18 protein-coding genes are annotated in these 18,766 nt (G+C 74.6%); 9 read left to right on the top strand and 9 right to left on the bottom strand.

Annotation, left to right across the window (positions count from 1 at the left end):
- Positions 1-8 precede the first annotated feature (8 nt).
- The 4 genes from ACPYN7_RS02330 to ACPYN7_RS02315 all read right to left on the bottom strand — a co-directional run bounded on the left by ACPYN7_RS02330 (position 9) and on the right by ACPYN7_RS02315 (position 5,326).
- Entirely contained in the window at positions 9-1,970 is a 1,962-nt protein-coding gene (locus ACPYN7_RS02330; RefSeq protein ID WP_424346571.1) for a DUF222 domain-containing protein, read from the bottom strand.
- A 366-nt stretch (positions 1,971-2,336) separates the two neighbouring features.
- On the bottom strand, positions 2,337-3,230 hold the full coding sequence (locus ACPYN7_RS02325; protein ID WP_424346570.1) for a siderophore-interacting protein: 894 nt from the start codon (positions 3,228-3,230) through the stop codon (positions 2,337-2,339).
- Positions 3,231-3,267: 37 nt separating this feature from the next.
- Complete coding sequence (locus tag ACPYN7_RS02320; protein ID WP_058874282.1) at positions 3,268-3,945, bottom strand: uracil-DNA glycosylase; 678 nt, start codon at positions 3,943-3,945, stop codon at positions 3,268-3,270.
- Between the two features lie 115 nt (positions 3,946-4,060).
- Positions 4,061-5,326, bottom strand: a complete 1,266-nt coding sequence (locus ACPYN7_RS02315; RefSeq protein ID WP_424346569.1) for a YihY/virulence factor BrkB family protein — start codon at positions 5,324-5,326, stop codon at positions 4,061-4,063.
- A gap of 112 nt (positions 5,327-5,438) precedes the next feature.
- On the opposite strand from ACPYN7_RS02315, the gene ACPYN7_RS02310 reads away from it, so the two are divergent.
- The 7 genes from ACPYN7_RS02310 to ACPYN7_RS02280 all read left to right on the top strand — a co-directional run bounded on the left by ACPYN7_RS02310 (position 5,439) and on the right by ACPYN7_RS02280 (position 11,256).
- Positions 5,439-6,146: an SDR family oxidoreductase gene (locus ACPYN7_RS02310; protein ID WP_058874283.1), complete on the top strand. Its 708-nt coding sequence runs from the start codon at positions 5,439-5,441 to the stop codon at positions 6,144-6,146.
- Complete coding sequence (locus tag ACPYN7_RS02305) at positions 6,143-6,478, top strand: DUF3263 domain-containing protein (RefSeq protein ID WP_331457114.1); 336 nt, start codon at positions 6,143-6,145, stop codon at positions 6,476-6,478. The genes ACPYN7_RS02310 and ACPYN7_RS02305 overlap by 4 nt, the downstream gene beginning before the upstream one ends.
- Positions 6,475-6,693, top strand: a complete 219-nt coding sequence (locus ACPYN7_RS02300; protein ID WP_058874284.1) for a hypothetical protein — start codon at positions 6,475-6,477, stop codon at positions 6,691-6,693. Before ACPYN7_RS02305 ends, ACPYN7_RS02300 begins: the two co-directional genes overlap by 4 nt.
- A gap of 125 nt (positions 6,694-6,818) precedes the next feature.
- The gene (locus ACPYN7_RS02295; RefSeq protein WP_424346568.1) at positions 6,819-7,418 is read left to right on the top strand and encodes a GNAT family N-acetyltransferase; all 600 of its coding nucleotides are present in this window, start codon (positions 6,819-6,821) and stop codon (positions 7,416-7,418) included.
- A gap of 250 nt (positions 7,419-7,668) precedes the next feature.
- Positions 7,669-9,300: a chaperonin GroEL gene (groL, locus tag ACPYN7_RS02290; RefSeq protein WP_058874286.1), complete on the top strand. Its 1,632-nt coding sequence runs from the start codon at positions 7,669-7,671 to the stop codon at positions 9,298-9,300.
- Positions 9,301-9,501: 201 nt separating this feature from the next.
- Positions 9,502-10,209: an MgtC/SapB family protein gene (locus ACPYN7_RS02285; protein WP_424346567.1), complete on the top strand. Its 708-nt coding sequence runs from the start codon at positions 9,502-9,504 to the stop codon at positions 10,207-10,209.
- A gap of 60 nt (positions 10,210-10,269) precedes the next feature.
- Entirely contained in the window at positions 10,270-11,256 is a 987-nt protein-coding gene (locus ACPYN7_RS02280; RefSeq protein ID WP_424346566.1) for an RNase H family protein, read from the top strand.
- A gap of 9 nt (positions 11,257-11,265) precedes the next feature.
- Here ACPYN7_RS02280 and ACPYN7_RS02275 read toward each other — a convergent pair whose 3' ends face one another.
- From ACPYN7_RS02275 to ACPYN7_RS02255, 5 genes are read right to left on the bottom strand one after another with little or no spacing between them, the layout of a single operon-like run.
- A complete protein-coding gene (locus tag ACPYN7_RS02275) occupies positions 11,266-12,732 on the bottom strand; it encodes a sensor histidine kinase (protein WP_058874289.1) in 1,467 nt (488 codons plus the stop codon).
- A 12-nt stretch (positions 12,733-12,744) separates the two neighbouring features.
- Positions 12,745-13,467 (bottom strand): response regulator transcription factor, encoded by a 723-nt coding sequence (locus tag ACPYN7_RS02270; RefSeq protein ID WP_058874290.1) that lies wholly within the window; start codon positions 13,465-13,467, stop codon positions 12,745-12,747.
- Between the two features lie 36 nt (positions 13,468-13,503).
- Positions 13,504-15,180, bottom strand: a complete 1,677-nt coding sequence (locus ACPYN7_RS02265) for a DNA repair helicase XPB (RefSeq protein ID WP_424346565.1) — start codon at positions 15,178-15,180, stop codon at positions 13,504-13,506.
- Positions 15,168-17,270: a helicase-associated domain-containing protein gene (locus ACPYN7_RS02260; RefSeq protein ID WP_424346564.1), complete on the bottom strand. Its 2,103-nt coding sequence runs from the start codon at positions 17,268-17,270 to the stop codon at positions 15,168-15,170. Before ACPYN7_RS02260 ends, ACPYN7_RS02265 begins: the two co-directional genes overlap by 13 nt.
- Before the next feature lie 3 nt (positions 17,271-17,273).
- Entirely contained in the window at positions 17,274-17,531 is a 258-nt protein-coding gene (locus tag ACPYN7_RS02255; protein WP_058874293.1) for a hypothetical protein, read from the bottom strand.
- 153 nt (positions 17,532-17,684) lie between these two features.
- Between ACPYN7_RS02255 and ACPYN7_RS02250 the strand changes: the two genes are divergently transcribed.
- Entirely contained in the window at positions 17,685-18,068 is a 384-nt protein-coding gene (locus ACPYN7_RS02250; RefSeq protein ID WP_058874294.1) for a cold-shock protein, read from the top strand.
- Between the two features lie 91 nt (positions 18,069-18,159).
- Positions 18,160-18,714 (top strand): DUF3027 domain-containing protein, encoded by a 555-nt coding sequence (locus tag ACPYN7_RS02245; protein WP_058874295.1) that lies wholly within the window; start codon positions 18,160-18,162, stop codon positions 18,712-18,714.
- Positions 18,715-18,766: the final 52 nt, after the last annotated feature.

Below are 18,766 nucleotides of genomic sequence, written 5' to 3'. Positions count from 1 at the left end.
GGGACGGTTCAGAACGGCGGTGGGTCGTCGTGGGGCCGGGGGCCGCAGGAGGACACCGGGCCTCGGAACGTCCACGGGGCCTCGGCCGACGGCGGCCGGGCTGTCGGTGGTCCGGACAGCGGTGGCGGTCCGGCCGATGGTGGTCCGGACAGCGGCGGTCCGGCCGTTGGTGGTCCGGACAGCGGCGGTGGCTCGGACCGCGGTGACCCGCACGGCGGCCGTGGATCGATGCGCAGGTCGTCGAGGATCCGCAGCGGTGTGAGCACGGGGTGGTGATGCTCCTGGGGATAGGTCACATGGACACGACCTGCCGGCGAAGTCCATTCCAGGACGCCCTCCGGGGTCCGCGGGTGGCGGTGCCGGACCTGCCAGCGCCCGAGCGGGCCGTGCCGGTGCTTGAGGACGTGGTGGTGGCGGCACAGGTGAGCGAGATTGTCAGCGGCGGTCCGCCCGCCGTCGACCCAGGCCACGGTGTGGTCGAGGTCGCAGCGCTCCGCCCGGCGCCGGCATCCGGGGAACCGGCAGGTGCCGTCCCGCGCTCGCAGCCGGCGCCTGAGGTCGGCCGGCACGGCGTAGGTGGTGCGGTCGTGGTCCAGGACCGTGCCGGTGACCGGATGGGTCAGCACTCTCGACCAGGACCCGGCGCCGGCGGCGATCCGCTCGGCCACGCTCACCGGGATCGGCCCGTAGCCGGCCAGTTCCGCGCAGTCGGTGGCCCCCGGCGGGTCCCCGGCGCAGGGGCCTCCGCCGGTGTCGAACGATCCGCTCGAGTGCCCGTCGCGGGGGTGTCCGGCGGTGGTCGGTGACCAGCCGGGGTGTTCGTTGCGGGGATCTCCACCGGTGTCCGCTGACCCGTCGGAACGGCCGTCGCGGGCGTGTCCGCCAGTGATCGGTGATCCGCCGGGGTGTTCGTTGCGGGGGCCCCGGCCGGTGCCCGGCGACCCGCTGGGATGCCCGTCGTCGGGCGTCTGCGCGCTGCGCTCCAGCAGGGCGAGCACCGGCACGGTGACCGTGACCTGTCCGCGGATCCCGCGCAGGTGCTCGGGCATCCAGGTGGGCTCCCCGTCCAGCAGCAGCGAGGCGAGCACGTCCGCGCGCAGCTGCCCCGCCGTGCGCCGGCCGCCCTCCCCGTGGCCCGGGTCGAGGTCCTTCCCGCCGCAGGGGCCGTCACCGGCAGCCCCCGGCCCGTCCGGTGGTGGGCTGTGCGGGTCCACCCGAGCGGCGATGGAGACGAGACGGTGCTGGACGGCATGGGCGGTGGCCGCGTCCAGGAGTGCGCACAGCCGCGCCATGCCGTCCTCCTCGGGCTCCACCCACACCCGGCGTCCACGGTGGGCCGCACGGTGGCGGGCCTCCTCGGAGCCGGCGAGCAGCCGAGCCCGCCGCCGCCGGGCCAGCGCCCGCAGCTGCGCCGCGGTGACCGCCGGCGCCTTCTCCAGCAGCTCGTCCGCGACGCGGGCCACGGCCTCGCCGGCGGCCCGCTGCTCGGGCACCCGGCCGGCACCGTCCACGACATCCCGCCACAGGTCAACGATCACCTCGGCCTGCCGCAGGGCGATGGTCCCGGCCTCGAGGGCCTGCAGGACCCGTGGCAGGGACTCCGCCAGCAGGATCGCGTTCTCCACCCGTCGCACCGCCGTGCCCGCCGGCAGCCGCAGGGCAGGACCGATCTCGTCGGCCACGTCCAGCACCGTGCGCTTCTCCGGTTCCGGGAGGTCCTGACCGCGACCACGGGCGCGCTGATGGCACCGGCGCGCCCGGTCCGTCTGCTGCTGCTCGTGGGCCTGCTCCTGCAGCTGCCACATCCGGTGGATCGTCCGGAGCTGCCGGCCTGCGGCCCGGGCCTCCGCCCGGGCGTCACCGACCAGCTCGGCCACGGCGCCCGCGTACTCCCGGTCGAACCCGGCCGCGGTCCTGTCCTCCCGGAGGGTGCCCTCCCGGTTCCACGGCCGTCCGGCGGTGATGGTCATAATCCATGGTCTCCACCAGGTCCGACACCACAAGGGCGGCTCCGGGCGGCTTCGACCGTGCATCCGGCGGCACCCGTCAGCACCTGGGGCGTCGACGTCCGGGGGCACCACGACGACGACGGTCCAGGCGGGCCCGCACCGGATGCCCTCAGCCGGTGCCGGCGCAGGGGTGAGCGCGGGACAGAATCCTGGGCCCGCACCCGATGGCCTCAGCCGGTGCAGGCGCCGGGGCGAGTGCGGGGCAGAACCCTGGTACCGCGCCTGCTCCGGCCTCGGGGACGAGGGGAGGCCTGCACGTACGGAAGCCGACGGTCCGACCGAGGGCGGACGCTCGCAGCGAGTGCGGCCGGCGCCCGCGGAGCCGGGTCAGATGATCTGGCCGACCGGCAGCTTCTTCTCCGCCTGGAAAGCGTCCTCGGTGCGGCCCCGCGCCCAGTAGCCGGACAGCGAGACCTGGTCCCGCTCCAGCCGGCGGCGGGTGAACAGCTCCTCGCGCAGGGCTTTCATGAGCTCCCGCTCGCCGTGGGCGAAGACCTGCACCCCTCCGGGGTCCGCGGGCCACCCGGCCTCGCGCACGGCCCGCACCAGGGCAGGATCCGCCCCGGGCCCGTCGTCCGCGCGGAAGACCCATCGCACCGCCATCCCCGCAGGACCGGAGACCGGCTGGACGTCGCGGGGCGAGTCCACCTCGAGGACAACCTCGCCCTGCGCCGAGGCCGGGAGGGCCTCAAGGACGGCGAGCGCGGCGGGGACCGCGGCGTCGTCGGCGGCGATCAGGGTCCACGCGGCGTCCGGGGAGGGCGTCCACCGGCCGCCCGGACCCAGGGCGATGATGCGGTCCCCGGGCTCGGCGCGGGCTGCCCACGGGCCGGCGAAGCCGTCGTCGCCGTGGAGCACGAAGTCCATCCACAGCTCGTGCCGCTCGGGCACGTACCGGCGGATCGTGAGGTGGCGGGTGACGGGCTGGCGGTCGCCCGGCAGGGTCTCCTTGAGCTCCCAGTAGTCCGGGTTCCGTCCGGGCTCCGCCGGGGTCGGCTGCGCCGTGCCGGGGTGCTCCGCATCGGGGTGCTCCGTGCCGGGGCGGAGGAAGACGAGCTTGACGTACTTCTCGGGCGGGTCGATGTCCGTGTAGCGCTCGGGCTCGTCGAGGCCCAGGACCACCCGGACCATCGACGGGGACAGCTGCTCGCGGGAGCGCACCGTCAGGTTCAGCTGCGGCTTGCGGGGTTTCGCGGGCCGGGCTCGGGGGGTCGTCGTCATGCCGCCCACCCTAACGGAGCCCCGCCGGCCGCCCAGCTCACAGCCGCCAGTCGACGGGCTCCGCTCCCTGCTGCTCGAGGAGCTGGTTGGTGCGGGAGAACGGCCGGGAGCCGAAGAAGCCCCGGGACGCGGACAGCGGGGACGGGTGCGCGGACTCGACGGTGGGGAACCCGTCCAGCCAGGAGGCCGTGCTGCGGGCGTCGCGTCCCCACAGGATCGCCACGAGCGGGGTCCCGCGGTCGGCGAGGACGCGGATGGCGCGCTCCGTCACCGTCTCCCAGCCCTGGCCGCGGTGGGAGGCGGGCGCCCCCTCGCGCACGGTGAGGACCCGGTTCAGGAGCATCACGCCCTGCCGCGACCACGCCGAGAGGTCCCCGTGCTCGGGCGGCTCGACGCCGAGGTCCTCCCGCAGTTCCCTGTAGATGTTCTGCAGGGAGCGGGGCACGGGACGGACGTGGGGCTGCACGGAGAAGGAGAGACCCATGGCGTGGCCGGGCGTGGGGTAGGGGTCCTGGCCGACGACCAGCACCCGCACCTGCTCCAGCGGGTCCTGGAAGGCCCGGAAGACCGCCGCGCCTTCCGGGAGCGTGCGGTGCCCGTCGGCGTGCTCCTCGCGCAGGAACCGGCCCATCTGCCGGATCTGCGGCTCGACCGGGGCCAGGGCCTCCGCCCAGTCGGGGGCCATGATCTCGTCCAGGGGCTGGGGCTCGCTCACGGTGCTCCTCGGTGCAGGTGGTCGGTGCGGGCGGTCGGTGCGGGTCTTCGGTGCTGGTCCCCAGCGCGGGTCACGGTGCGGATGCGGTGACGGCGCGGCGGTGCTGGGCACCACTCTAGGCCGGTCCCGCACGGTCCCCGGCCGGGGCGCCCGTCCCCGGAGCGGCGGCCCGGTACCGGGTGCTCCCGGAACCGGCGCCCCGGTGCTGGGTGCCCCCAGTGCCGGAGCCGGTGCTGGTGTCGGTGCTGGTGTCGGTGCTGGGGCTGCTGCCGGTGCCGGTGCTGCTGCTGGTGCTGGTGCTGGTGTCGGTGCTAGGGCTGGTGCCGGTGCTGGTGCCGGAGTGGCGGCGGCGCAGCGCCCGGCCCTCGGCGACCAGCTCCTGCTCCTTCGCCTCCAGCTTCCGGACGCCCCGGAGGTCCCGCGGCGGCAGCCGCAGGTTCTCCTCGGCCTCCATCCCCGCCTGGAGCTGGCGGCCGCGCTCGATCTCCGCGTTGAGCTCCGCCCCGGCGAGCAGCACGATGTTCATGATCCAGAGCCACAGCAGCAGGACGATCACCCCGCCGATGGCCCCGTAGGTGGCGTTGTAGTTGTTGAAGTTGGACACGTAGAAGCTGAACCCGGTGGTCGCCGCGACCATGACCAGGATGGCGACCACCGAGCCGATGCTGAGCCACCGGAACCTCGGCTGCCGGATGTTCGGGGTCGCGTAGTACAGCAGGGCGATCATGAAGACGAGCAGCATCAGCAGGACCGGGACCCGAGCGGCCTGCCACAGCTGCAGGGTCGCTCCGCCCAGGCCGATCAGACCGCCCAGGGCCTCGGCGACCGGACCGGAGAGCAGCAGGAGCAGCATCATGCCCACCACCAGGACCACCAGGGACAGGGTCACCCCGATCATCTGGGGGTAGAGCTTCCAGACCGGCCGCCCCTCCTCGACCTCGTAGATCCGGTTCATGGACCGCCCGAAGGCCCGCACGTACCCCGAGGCCGTCCAGAGGGCGCCGACCAGGCCGGTGACCAGGGCCAGGCCCGCGGACGGGAAGGCGGTGAGCTCGCCGATCGGCCCCTCCAGCACGGCCACGGCCCCCTCGGGAGCCCCGAACTCGTCCAGCAGGCGCAGCAGGGTCCTGGTGGTCGCCTCGGCCTGGCCGACGACGCCGAGCGTGGACACCACCGTGAGCAGCCCGGGGAAGACGGACAGCACGGCGAAGAACGTCATCACCGCCGCCGAGTCCGTGCAGGCGTCGCGGCGGAACTCGTGGACCGACCGGCGCAGGATGTAGCCCCACGAGGGCTTGGTGATCTGCGCCGGCGACGAGGGCTTGTCCGCGCTGTCCGGGTCCGCCCCGGGGTCTCCCGTGGGGTGGGGGTCGGCTGCCATGGGGCTCCTCCGCGTGGTCGGCTGCGGGTCAGGATACCGGGGCCGGCACCGCGCCGTCCCGTTCCCTCCCGGGGGAGGGCGGGAGCGGCGGGGGACTGGCTAGAGTGGGCGCATGAGTGCTTCCCCGACCGAGACCCGACCCCGCGCCGTCGTCACCGGGGCCACCGGAGGCATCGGCCGCGCGTGCGTGGTGGACCTCTCCCGCGACCACGACGTCCTGGCGCTGGGCCGCGACGCCGGCCGGCTGGCCGAGCTCGCCGATCTCCCGCACGTCACCGTCCGCGCCGCGGACCTGACCGACGTCGCAGCCCTGCCGGACGTCGTGGCCGACCTGGACCGGGTCGACGTCCTCGTGCACTCGGCGGCCCTCGCGGGGCGCACCACGGTGGAGGCCGCCTCCGTGGCGGACTGGCGGGCGCAGCTCGAGCTCAACGTGGTGGTCCCCGCCGAGCTGACCCGGCTCCTGCTGCCCGCCCTGCGGGCCGCCCGGGGCAAGGTCGTGTTCCTGAACTCCGGCTCGGGCCTCACCGCCCGCGGCGGGGACGCCGTCTACGCGGCCTCGAAGTTCGCGCTGCGCGCGCTCGCCGACTCGCTCCGCCAGGAGGTCGAGGCCGACGGGATCGTGGTCAGCTCGGTGCACCCCGGTCCTGTCGACACGCAGATGCAGCGCGACATCCAGGCGAGCCTGGGCAACGACTACGTCCCGGAGCGCTACATCCGCCCGGAGTCCGTGGCCGCGGCGGTGCGCGCCGTCGTGGACGCGGGCGAGGACGCGCAGCTGACGACCGTCTCCGTGCGGCCCCGGGCCGAGTCGCGGTGACCGGCGAGGACGACGCGCCCGGCGCCGGGCCGGAGCCGGACCGGGACACCGCACCCGAGCCGGTGCCGGACGAGGACGCCGCGGCCGGTCCGGAGCCGGACGGCGAGCCGTCCGGCACGGGGCTGGGCGACGTCGACCGTGAGATCCTCGCCCTCGAGAAGCTGCAGTGGAAGTACCAGGGGGCGAAGGAGATGGAGATCCGCCGCCGCCTGAAGCTCTCGCCCACGCACTACTACCAGCGGCTCAACGTCCTGATCGACACCCGCGCCGCCCTCGAGCACGACCCGATGCTCGTGGCGCGGCTGCGCCGGCAGCGAGGAGGCCAGGAGTGACCCAGTACCCGCACGACGAGTTCGACGACGTCCCCGAGGAGGGTCCCCGCCAGGGCGCCCACCGCGGTCTCCGGCCGACCGTCCGCGTGGGGGCCCGGGAGCTCGCCGCCATCGTCCTGGCCGGGGTGCTGACCCTGGGCGTCGGGGTGTTCGCGTTCCTCAACGCCCCCGCCGACGCCGCCCCGGCACCTGCCGGCACGTCCGCGGGCCCCTGATCCGTCCCGGGTCGCGGCGGACCGCGCTTCACCCACCCCGACGACGTCGGCCCCCGGCGTCACCCGCCTCGCACGACACCGACCCCCGACGACACCGACGCCTGACGCCACCGGAAGGAACCGCAGTGCAGATCGAAGGACGCAGAGTCCGCCTCCGCGACTGGACCGAGGAGGATCTCGCCGCCTACGAGAGGTGGATCATGCCGCCCGCCGGCGGCGGCGAGCACGAGTGGCAGCGCACGGACGGCCCGTTCTACCCCAACTTCACCGCGGAGGGCGCCCAGCGCTGGCTGGGCACCCTCCGGGCGCGCGTGGCGGCGGGGGACTGGCCGGACCCGCGCGAGACGATGGTCATCGCCGACGCCGCTGACGACCGGTTCATCGGGCAGGTGTCCTGGTACTGGTCGGAGAAGCCCACGGAGGACGCGGGGGACGGCACGCACCTGCTGCCGCTGCGCTCCCTGGGCATCACCGTGTACTCCCCGGAGCACTGGAGCGGCGGCTACGGCACCGAGGCCCTGCGCCTGTGGACCGACTACCTCTTCGCCCGCTCCGACTCCCACCGCCTCGACCTCGAGACGTGGAGCGGCAACGTGGGCATGTGCCGGGTCGCGGAGAAGCTGGGCTTCACGGAGGAGGCCAGGATCCGCCGGGCCCGCAGGGTCAGGGGCGAGTACTACGACCGCATGGTCTACGGCGTGCTCCGCGAGGAGTGGCAGGGCTGAGCGGAATCGGCTCAGGGGTTTGCACTCTCCGGGGACGAGTGCCAAGATTGCGATTAGCACTCAGTCGTGTGGACTGCTAATGGCTCGGTCCCCGGCCCGACCTGGGCAGCCACCGGCACAGGAGTGACACCTCAACCACCACGGTGAGGTGCCGCACGGCGTCGGGAAGACTCCGCCGTCGGGCGCACCGTCCGTCGCGGGCACCGTGGAGGTCGACCGTTTGTCTACCGTCCAGGAGGGACGAAGTCACATGGCAAAGATGATTGCTTTCGACGAAGAGGCACGCCGCGGTCTCGAGCGGGGTCTGAACACCCTGGCCGACGCCGTCAAGGTCACCCTCGGCCCGCGCGGCCGCAACGTGGTCCTCGAGAAGGCCTGGGGCGCCCCGACGATCACCAACGACGGCGTGTCCATCGCCAAGGAGATCGAGCTCGACGAGCCGTACGAGAAGATCGGCGCTGAGCTCGTCAAGGAGGTCGCCAAGAAGACCGACGACATCGCCGGTGACGGCACCACCACCGCCACCGTGCTCGCCCAGGCGCTCGTCAAGGAGGGCCTGCGCAACGTGGCCGCCGGCGCCGACCCGCTGAGCCTCAAGCGCGGCATCGAGAAGGCCGTCGCCGCGGTCACCGAGGAACTGCTGGCCTCCGCCAAGGAGGTCGAGACCGAGGAGCAGATCGCCGCCACGGCGTCGATCTCCGCCGGCGACCCCGAGATCGGCCGCCTCATCGCCCAGGCGATGGAGAAGGTCGGCAAGGAGGGCGTGATCACAGTCGAGGAGTCCAACACCTTCGGGCTGGACCTCGAGCTGACCGAGGGCATGCGCTTCGACAAGGGCTACCTGTCCGGGTACTTCGTCACCGACGCCGACCGCCAGGAGGCCGTCCTCGAGGATCCCTACATCCTCGTGGTCAACTCCAAGATCTCCGCGGTCAAGGACCTGGTCCCCGTGCTCGAGAAGGTCATGCAGGCCGGCAAGCCGCTGCTGATCATCGCCGAGGACGTCGAGGGCGAGGCCCTGGCCCTGCTGGTGCTCAACAAGATGCGCGGCTCCATCAAGTCCGTGGCCGTCAAGGCCCCCGGCTTCGGCGACCGCCGCAAGGCGCAGCTGGCCGACATCGCGATCCTCACCGGTGGCCAGGTCATCACCGAGGAGGTCGGGCTCTCCCTCGAGACCGCCACCGTGGACCTGCTGGGCCAGGCCCGCAAGGTCGTCGTGACGAAGGACGAGACCACCATCGTCGACGGCGCCGGCACTGCCGAGGAGATCGAGGGCCGCGTGGCCCAGATCCGCGCCGAGATCAACAACTCGGACTCGGACTACGACCGCGAGAAGCTGCAGGAGCGCCTGGCCAAGCTGGCCGGCGGCGTGGCCGTCCTCAAGGCCGGTGCCGCCACGGAGGTCGAGCTCAAGGAGCGCAAGCACCGCATCGAGGACGCCGTGCGCAACGCGAAGGCTGCCGTGGAGGAGGGCATCGTCGCCGGCGGCGGCGTGGCCCTGATCCAGGCCGGCCAGAAGGCGTTCGACAAGCTGCAGCTCACGGGTGACGAGGCCACCGGCGCGAACATCGTCAAGGTCGCCATCGACGCCCCGCTCAAGCAGATCGCCATCAACTCCGGCCTCGAGGCCGGCGTCGTCGTGGACAAGGTCCGCGGTCTGGCCCTGGGCCACGGCCTCAACGCCGCCACCGGCGAGTACGAGGACCTGATGGCCGCGGGCATCAACGACCCGGTCAAGGTCACCCGGTCCGCGCTGCAGAACGCGGCGTCCATCGCCGGGCTGTTCCTCACCACCGAGGCCGTCGTGGCCGACAAGCCGGAGCCCGCGGGCGCCGGCGCCGGTGCCGACGACGGCATGGGCGGCATGGGCGGCATGATGTGATCGACGGCTGACCCGTCGAGCGTGCCCAGCACGCATCCGGCACGGGCCGGGCGCCTCGCAGAGGTGCCCGGCCCGTCGTCGTCCCCGTGCCCGTCGTCGTCCCCGTGCCCGTCGTCGTCCCCGCCCCGTCGTCCCTGCATCCGGTGCCGCGGACCCGGAAATGGTGTTCAATCATCAGGACCAGCTGCCGGAGGAGGAGCCGTGGGCGTCGTCGTGTGGGACGCGGTCCCCGTCCAGCTCGCGCTCGTGCTGATCGCCTTCGCGCTCACCTCGCTGGTGGGCCTCGAACGGCGGCTCCGGCGCAAGAGCGCGGGCCTGCGCACGCACGCCCTGGTCGGCACGGGCTCGGCGGTCTTCACCCTCGTGTCCGCCTACGGCTTCGGCGCCCTGCCCGGCATCGACGCGGGACCGGACCCCTCCCGCGTGGCGGCCCAGATCATCACGGGCATCGGCTTCCTGGGCGCGGGCGTGATCTTCACGAACCGGGACGTGGTCCACGGGCTGACCACGGCCGCGAGCATCTGGCTCTCGGCGGCCATCGGGATGGCCTGCGGGGCCGGGCTCGTGCCGCTCGCCGTCGTCGCCACGGGACTGCACTTCGTCTCCGCGATCGTGCTGACCCCGCTCTCCCGCCGCCTGCCCGGGATGGTGGCCCCGCAGGGCCTCCGGCTGCGCTACGAGGACGGCCACGGCGTGCTGCGGGAGGTCTTCACGGTCGTCGACGAGCTGCAGCTGAGCGCCTCCGTGGTCTCGAGCCGGACGGTCGAGGGAGCGGAGGGCGCCGAGGTGGAGCTGCTCCTGCGGCTGGACGGCAAGACGGACCTGCGCACGGCGGCCGTGCAGCTGTCGAAGGTCGCCGGGGTGCGCGACGTCGCCCAGCAGCGGCTCGAGCAGGAGCCCGGCGACTGAGCCCGTGGCGCACCAGGGCCGTGGCGCACGGGGTCCCGGCGCCGTGAAAAGATGGGATCCATGACGATCACTGCTGCCGCCGACGGCTCCGCGCTGGGCAATCCCGGGCCCGCGGGATGGGCCTGGTACATCGACGACAACACCTGGCGGGCCGGCGGATGGCCCCACGGCACCAACAACATGGGCGAGCTGAAGGCCGTCCTGGACCTGCTCGAGGCCACGGCCCACCGCCGCGACGAGCCCCTGCGGGTGCTGTGCGACAGCCAGTACGTCATCAACTCGATCACGAAGTGGATGCCCGGCTGGAAGAAGAAGGGCTGGAAGAAGAGGGACGGCAAGCCCGTCCTCAACGTGGAGCTCATGAAGGCCCTGGACGCCGCGATGGCGGGCCGGGACGTGCACTTCGAGTGGGTCAAGGGTCACGCCGGGCACGAGCTCAACGAGGCCGCCGACCTCCGCGCCCGGGCCGTGGCCACCGCGTTCCAGACCGGGCGGCCCGCGCCCGAAGGACCCGGCTTCGACGGCGCCGCCCCGCGTCCGGACGGGCCGGGCCACCGGTCCCCGGCCTCCCGGCCGGTGGAGGGCCGGCACCGGGCGGAGGCCCCCGAGCCCGAGGCGCTGGAGGACCGCCACGACCCCGACCTGCTGAGCGAGCTGCTCGCCCACGAGGAGGAGCTGGCCCGCGGGCGGACGGCGGGGGAGACCGTCCAGGCCCTCGAGCGGGACCTGCTGCGCCCGGAGGTCAGGGCGGACCCCGGCCGGCTGGGGGAGCTGCTGCACGAGGGCTTCGCCGAGGTCGGGGCCTCGGGCTCGTGGTGGTCCCGGGAGGACGTCCTCGACCGGCTGCCCCGCGAACCGGCCCTCGGCGCGGTGGACGTCCACGTGCTGACGGCCACCGAGCTCGGTCCCGCGGCCGTGCACCTCGTCTACCGGCTCACGGCGGGGGACCGCACGAGCCTGCGCAGCTCGCTGTGGGTCCGGGAGGACTCCCGCAACGAGCTGGGGCCCTGGCAGCTGCGCTTCCACCAGGGCACCTACGAGTCCTGACGGGCCCGGTCACACCTCCGGGGCGTCGTCGGCGGGCTCGATGCCCGGCACGCGCACGGTCATCGTCGCGCCCCCGCCGGGGGTCTCGGTGAGCCGCACGGTGCCGTCGTGCTGCTGCACGATCGCGGCCACGATGGAAAGCCCCAGCCCTGTCCCGCCGGTCTCGCGCGTGCGGGAGGAGTCGGCCCGGTAGAAGCGCTCGAACACGCGCTCCGCGTCCTCGCCGTGGATGCCCGGGCCGTGGTCGCGCACCTGCAGCACGGCGTTGAAGGAGTCGTCGACCGAGCGCTCCACGCCCACCGCGATCTCGATCGGGGTGCCCTCCGGGGTGTAGCGCAGGGCGTTGGTCACGAGGTTCGCCACGACCTGGCGCAGCCGGAACTCGTCGCCGTGCACCCACGCCGAGACCGGTGTCCCGCCGCGCAGGCCCTCGACCGCGATCCGCCGGTCGGGGGCGGAGACCCGGGCGTCCCCGGCGGCGTCGAACGCGAGGTGGAGCAGGTCCACGTCGACGTTCTCGGCCGGCCGCCGCTCGTCGAGGCGCGCCAGCATCAGCAGGTCCTCCACGAGCTGCGTCATCCGCTTGGCCTCGGACTCGATCCGGGACATCGCGCCGGCCACGTCCTCGGGGTCCTGCAGGGCGCCGTGCCGGTAGAGCTCCGAGTAGCCCCGGATGGTCACCAGGGGCGTGCGCAGCTCGTGGGAGGCGTCGGCCACGAACCGGCGCAGCTTGGCCTCGGAGCGGGTGCGGGCGTCGAAGGCGTCCTCGATGTGGCCCAGCATCGCGTTGAGGGACGCCGAGAGCTGGCCGATCTCCGTCTGCCGGTTGTAGCCCTCCATGCGCTGGGAGAGGTCGCCCTCGGCGATGCGGGCGGCGGTCTGCTCCACCCGGTGCAGGGGCGCGAACGCGCGGGTGACCAGGACCCAGCCGACGGCCATGGCCGCGAACAGGGTCGCCACGCCGAAGCTCAGCGTCAGGAGGGTCACCGCGCTGAGCATGGCGTTCATGCGGTCGAGCGGCTCGGCGACCGCCACCACGAGGTTCAGCCGTTCCGTCTCGGCCGCGACCACCCGCCACCGGTGGTCCGGGGCGTCCACGGAGCTCACGGTCGTCGGCTCGAAGGGGTTCTCCCGCACGTGCTCGAGGTCGATCTGGGACAGGTCGGGCCGCCGCTCGAGCACTCCGTCCGGCGTGTGCACCGCCTCGGCGAGCATCTCGCCCTCGGCGTCGAGGAGGAACCCGGCGTGCGGCACCTGGGCCCCCTGCGCGCCGCCCATGTCGGCCACCAGCACGGTGGAGACCGCCTGGACGGAGTCCCGCAGCCCGCGGTCGATGTCGTTCAGGAGCGAGGTCCGCAGCACCGAGATCGCCACGAAGCTCGTCACGAGGATGGACAGCGCCAGCAGCAGGCCCGTGAGCACCATGAGCTGCGAGCGCAGGGAGGTCGAGCGCCACCGGGAGGACAGGGTGTGCATCCCGGGACCGGGTCAGTGGTTCTTGTGCGAGGACCGCAGGAGGTAGCCGACGCCGCGCTTGGTGTGGATCAGCGGGGGCAGCTCCGGGTCGTTGTCGATCTTCCGGCGCAGGTAGGAGATGTAGGACTCCACGATCGAGGCGTCCCCGTTGAAGTCGTACTCCCACACGTGGTCGAGGATCTGCGCCTTGGACAGCACCCGGTTCGGGTTGAGCATGAGGTAGCGCAGCAGCTTGAACTCGGTGGGGGAGAGATCGATCTCCCGCTCGCCCCGGAACACCTCGTGCGCGTCGTCGTCGAGGACCAGGTCGTCCACGCGCAGCCGGGAGTCGTCCTCCTCGGCGGGCTGGGTGCGGCGCAGCACCGCGCGGATGCGGGCGACGACCTCGTCGAGGCTGAAGGGCTTGGTGACGTAGTCGTCGCCGCCCACGGTCAGCCCCGTGACCTTGTCCTCGGTCTCGTCCTTGGCCGTGAGGAAGAGGATGGGGAAGTGCCGCCCGGACGCGCGCAGCCTGCGGGTCACGGAGAAGCCGTCCATGTCGGGGAGCATGACGTCGAGCACCGCGAGGTCCGGGTTCTCGGACTCCGCCTTGGCGAGGGCGTCACGGCCGTTGGCAGCGGTGACCACCTCGAAGCCGGCGAAGCGCAGGGACGTGGCCAGCAGCTCGAGGATGTTGGGCTCGTCGTCCACGACGAGCAGTTTCGCTTCAGGGTTGTCGTTCTTCACACCACCCATTTTCTCGGAACACCCTGAACGCCGCCTGAACGGCCGTCACCGGTCCTCGGGGAGTTCCCCGGGCGCCTCGAGGGCCGCGGCGTCGAGGATCCGGTAGGCGTAGCCCTGCTCCGCGAGGAAGCGGCGGCGCTTGGCCGCGTAGCCGGCGTCCACGGTGTCGCGGGCCACCACGGTGTAGAACGTCGCCGGACGGCCGTCCCGCTTGGGCCGCAGCAGCCGCCCCAGGCGCTGGGCCTCCTCCTGCCGGGAGCCGAAGGCCCCCGAGACCTGCACCGCGACCGAGGCCTCCGGCAGGTCGACCGAGAAGTTCGCGACCTTCGAGACCACCAGCACCGGCAGCTCCCCGGCGCGGAACGCGGCGAAGAGCCGCTCCCGCCGGGCCGTGCTCGTGCTCCCCTTGAGCACCGGGGCGCCGAGCAGCGCGCCCAGCTCGTCGAGCTGGTCCAGGAACTGCCCGATCACGAGCACCGGCTCCCCGCGGTGGCGTGCCGCGAGCCGGGCCACGACGTCGAGCTTGTGCGGGGAGGACGAGGCGAGGCGGTGCCGGTCGGCGTCCTCGGCGGAGGCGTAGGCCATCCGGTCCGCGAGCGGCAGCTCCACCCGGACCTCGACGCAGTCGGCGGGGGCGATGTGGCCCTGGGCCTCGATCTCGCGCCACGGGGCGTCGTAGCGCTTGGGCCCGATGAGGGAGAACACCTCGCCCTCGCGGTGGTCCTCGCGCACCAGGGTGGCCGTGAGGCCCAGCCGGCGCCGCGCCTGCAGCTCGGCGGTCATCCGGAACACGGGGGCGGGCAGCAGGTGCACCTCGTCGTAGACGATCAGCCCCCAGTCGTGGCCGTCGAGCAGCTCCAGGTGGGGGTGGATCCCGCCGCGGCGGGTGGTCAGCACCTGGTACGTGGCGATCGTCACGGGGCGGATCTCCTTGACGGCACCGGAGTACTCGCCGATCTCGTCCGCCGTGAGGGTGGTCCGGCGCAGCAGCTCGGCCTTCCACTGCCGCGCCGAGACCGTGTTCGTGACCAGGACGAGCGTCGTCGTGGAGCTCGCCGCCATCACGCCGGCGCCCACCAGCGTCTTGCCGGCTCCGCAGGGCAGGACGACGACGCCGCTGCCGCCCGCCCAGAAGTTCTCCACCGCGTGGCGCTGGTACGGGCGCAGGGACCAGGCCTCGCCCGTGAGCGGGTCCGTCTCCGTGAGGGCGAGGGGGTGTGGCGTGCCGTCCACGTAGCCGGCCCGGTCCTCCGCCGGCCAGCCCACGGTGAGCAGCAGCTGCTTGAGCTGGCCGCGCGCGCTCGCGTGCACCACCGTGGTGGAGCCGTCGATGCGGGGCCCGAGCAGCGGGGCGATCTTCCGGTGCCGGGCGATCTCCTCCAGCACCGGGGCGTCGGAGCTGCGCAGCACGAGCCCGTGCACGGGGTCCTGCTCGAGCACGAGCCGGCCGTAGCGGGACATCGTCTCGTCGATGTCCAGCAGCAGGGCGTGGGGGACCGGGAAGCGGGACCGGGTGAGGAGGACGTCGAGCACCTGCTCGGCGTCCAGCCCGGCGGCCCGGGCGTTCCACAGGCCCAGCGGGGTGATGCGGTAGGTGTGCACGTGCTCCGGGGCGCGCTCGAGCTCGGCGAAGGCGGCCAGCTCCCGCCGCGCGTCGTCGGCGTCCTCGTGGTCGAGCTCGAGCAGCACGGTCCGGTCGCTCTGGACGATCAGGGGTCCCACGGGGCGGCTCCTCCGCTGTCGGTCGGGTCGTCGGTCGGGTCGTCGGCCGGGTGCCGCGCCCGGTCCCGGCCGGTGAGCCGGTCCACCAGGTCCTGGACCTCCTCCGCGGAGGGGACGGGCAGGCGCGGGGCGGGCACCTCGAGCAGCAGGGCCGGGTCGGCGGCGGGGACCGGCGGGGCGGGCTCGGCGGGCGCGACGTCGAGCGCCGGTTCGGTGCCCGTGGCCCGGACGGCGGCGGTGAGCTCCCGGAGCCCGCCGTCCCGGGCGGAAGGGCCGCGGCGGCCGGGGGTCTCCGCACCGGCACCGACCACGAGCACGCCGGGCGCGGGCCGGCGCAGCCGGCGCCCCGCGAGCTCTGGGGAGCCGGCGAGCGCCTCCAGCAGCTCCTCCTCGCCCGTGAGCACCCAGTCCGCCCGGGTGATCCGGATCCGCCCGTGCCCCCGGCCGGCCTCCTCGACCAGGTAGGCCAGCGCCTGCGGCACCGGGCCCCGGCCGTGCTCCTCGAGCCACGCGAGGATCGAGGGCGGGGTCCAGCCCGCGTCGAGCGCGCGGTGCAGGGAGCGCTCGCTGAACCGGTGCCGCGGGACCGGCCCGTGGCCCTCCGGATCCGCCAGCCCGCCGAGGGCGCGGGCCACGTCGGGCGCGAGGTAGCCGGTGGCCGTGGCGGTGAGGTCGCTCTGCAGCAGCACCGTCCGCGAGGGCGCGGGCAGCCACCCCGCCACGGCGCGGACGGCGTCCTCGGGACGGTTCTCCGCGAGGGCCAGGCCGGGGGCGGTGAGGGCGTCGGCGCCCAGCAGGCCGAGCTCGGCGGCCTCCGTCAGCATTCCCGGGCCCCAGCGGTCCAGGGCCCTGCCCAGGCGCGGGCGCCGCCAGCGGGCCAGCGCCAGGACGTCCTCGGTGCCGTGGCCCCCCGGGGCCCGCTCGGCGGCCTCGGCGTGGGCCGCCAGCAGCGCCCGGCGCACGGCCGGGGCCTCCGGGGCGTGCGTGCCCCGCGTGAGGACCCCGACGACCGAGCCGTCGGCCAGGGGCAGCCCGACCGCGGAGGGGACGACGTCGGAGGCCAGCCACGACCGCACCACGTGCCACCACTGGTCGGGGCGCTCGGCGTCCTCGAAGGGGGCCGGCGCGGGGCGCCAGGCCGAGGTGTCCGGGTCCAGCCGGACGAGCCCGGTCAGCTCGCCCCGGCCGAGGAGGCGGACGAGCTCGGCGTGCTCGACGCCGAGGGCCGAGCGCAGGCGGCGCAGCTCGCGCACGCCGATCCCGCCCGCCCGCAGGGTGGTCAGCGGCCGGGCCCGCAGCTCGGCGCGCAGCGCCGCGGTGCGCCGCAGCAGCTGCTCGACCGCCGCGGCGGCGGCGTTGTCCCGCACGCGGTCGGGCACGGGCGCGCCCGGCCCGGCGGGCGGCTCCGGGGGCGTGGTGGCCCAGGGGTCGGGACCGCGCAGGAGCAGGCCGATCTCCCGCGGGAGCTCCACGTGGCGGGCGTCCACGGGGAACAGGACCCCGTGCGCCAGGAGCCAGTCGACCGGCCGGGCGCCGGCGTCGGCCGCGGGGTCGGCGCGGCGCAGGGCGCCGGGCAGGGCGCCCACGGGGTGGGCGCGGAACCGGTCGAGCACCTCCCGCGCCGGGGCGGGCCACTGCGCGAGCTCCTCGGCGGTGCGGGGCACGGACCCGGCGACCGGTGCGCCCGGTGCCTCGCCGCGCAGGCGTGCGGCGAGGACCGCGAGCACCTGCCTCGGCCGGCCGAGCCCCGCCGGGTAGCGGCCGAGGGCCTCAGCCAGCCCGGGCACCAGCCGCAGCACGTCGCCGTCCCGGTGCACGAGGCCCAGGCGGTGCAGCCGGTCCCAGGGCGGGCGGGCCGGCAGCGGCGCGGCGGGCCCGCCCAGCACTACGGCGCGCTCGACGGCGTCCAGCTCGGGCCGGGAGAGCTCGTCGAGGGCCCGGCGCAGGCCCGCGCGGGACAGCAGCGCCTCGGCGAGGTCCTCGACCGACTCCGTGCCCGGGCGGACGGCCTCCGGCCGGGCGGCCAGCAGCTCGCCCAGCTCGGCGGGGGAGCGGGACGCGAGATCCCGGAGCAGGCCGTCCGGGAGCACGGCTCAGGCCCGGCGGCGGCGCAGCAGGGAGCGCACCAGGACCGCGCAGAACAGCAGGAAGGCCACGGGGAACGCGAACCACGGGACGACGGTGAGCCCGTCCCAGGGGTCGGCACCGACGGCCTCGAGCACGAGCAGCAGGGCGAGGCACGCGGCGGACACCAGGCCGAGCACGACCGCGGAGGCGCCCAGGACGTCGACCCCGGGGCGTCGGGCAGGGCGGTCCGCGGGCGCGGCCGCGCGGTCGTCGGTAGCAGGCATGGCTCCAGAATACCGAGCGCGGCGGCGTGCTGGTGACCGCGCCCCGGCGGCTCCCGTCCGTGGGGCAGGGCTAGAATGGGATGTTCCACAGGGTGGCCCGCCGGCAGCGACCGGCGGGCCCCCGCCACGAAACACGAGGACGAGGGAGACAGCGTGCCCACCGGCAAGGTCAAGTGGTTCGATGCGAAGAAGGGCTTCGGGTTCCTGGCGGCCGACGACGGCCAGGAAGTGTTCCTGCCCTCCTCGGCGCTGCCCTCCGGGGCCACCACGGTGAAGCCGGGGACGCGGATGGAGTTCGGGGTGGCGCAGGGACGGCGCGGCGCGCAGGCGCTCTCCGCCCGGATCCTGGACCGCACCCCGTCGGTCGCGAAGAACGTCCGCAAGCCCGCCGACGAGATGGCGGTCATCACGGAGGACCTCATCAAGCTCCTGGACGACATGTCCAACGGCCTGCACCGGGGCCGCTACCCCGACTCCGCGCACGGGAAGAAGATCGCCGCGATCCTGCGCACCGTGGCCGACAACCTGGACGTCTGAGCCCACCGCACCGCCGTCCCGCTCCGCCCCGGCGCACCCGCCGCCGGCAACCGCCACCCATCGCCGACACCCAGCACGAGGGAGACCAGCAGTGACCGAGGAGACCGCCCAGGACGCGACCGCCGAGGCCGCGCCCGCGGCGCCCGAGCCGGCGGCACCGGCGCCCCGCCGCCGCCGGACCCCGAAGCACGACGCCCTGCTCGCGGCCGACGTCGCCACGGCCCGCGCCGCGGTCGAGCAGATCGCGGAGCCCGCGCAGATCGGTCCCGGGCACCGGGTGACGGCGGAGGAGGACCGGCTGGTCGTCCACCTCTTCGAGTGCGCACTGCCCGGGTACCGGGGCTGGAACTGGTTCGCGAGCCTGGCCCGCGCCCCCCGCAGCAAGGCCGTGACGGTCTGCGAGGTGGGCCTGCTGCCGGGGGAGGACGCCCTCCTGGCACCCGAGTGGGTCCCGTGGTCCGCCCGGGTGAGCCCCGAGGAGAAGGCGCAGGAGGAGCAGGACCGGGCCGAGGAGGAGGCCGGGGAGAACGCCGCGGCCGGTGCGCCCGGCGGCTCCGGGGACGCGGCCGGCGGCGACCGGGCCCCCGAGGACCGTGCGGCGGCCGAGGACGGGTCCGTCCCGCCGCAGGAGGGCGAGCGGCCCTGACCGCTCCACCGGGGACCGCCGGGACGGACGAGGCCCCGGAGCCCGCGCGCGG

Source organism: Kocuria sp. CH-021, from assembly GCF_049716185.1.
GTDB lineage: Bacteria > Actinomycetota > Actinomycetes > Actinomycetales > Micrococcaceae > Kocuria > Kocuria cellulosilytica.
Note: the sequence above shows the minus strand (reverse complement) of the source record. Positions and strands in the feature narration are given on the sequence as shown.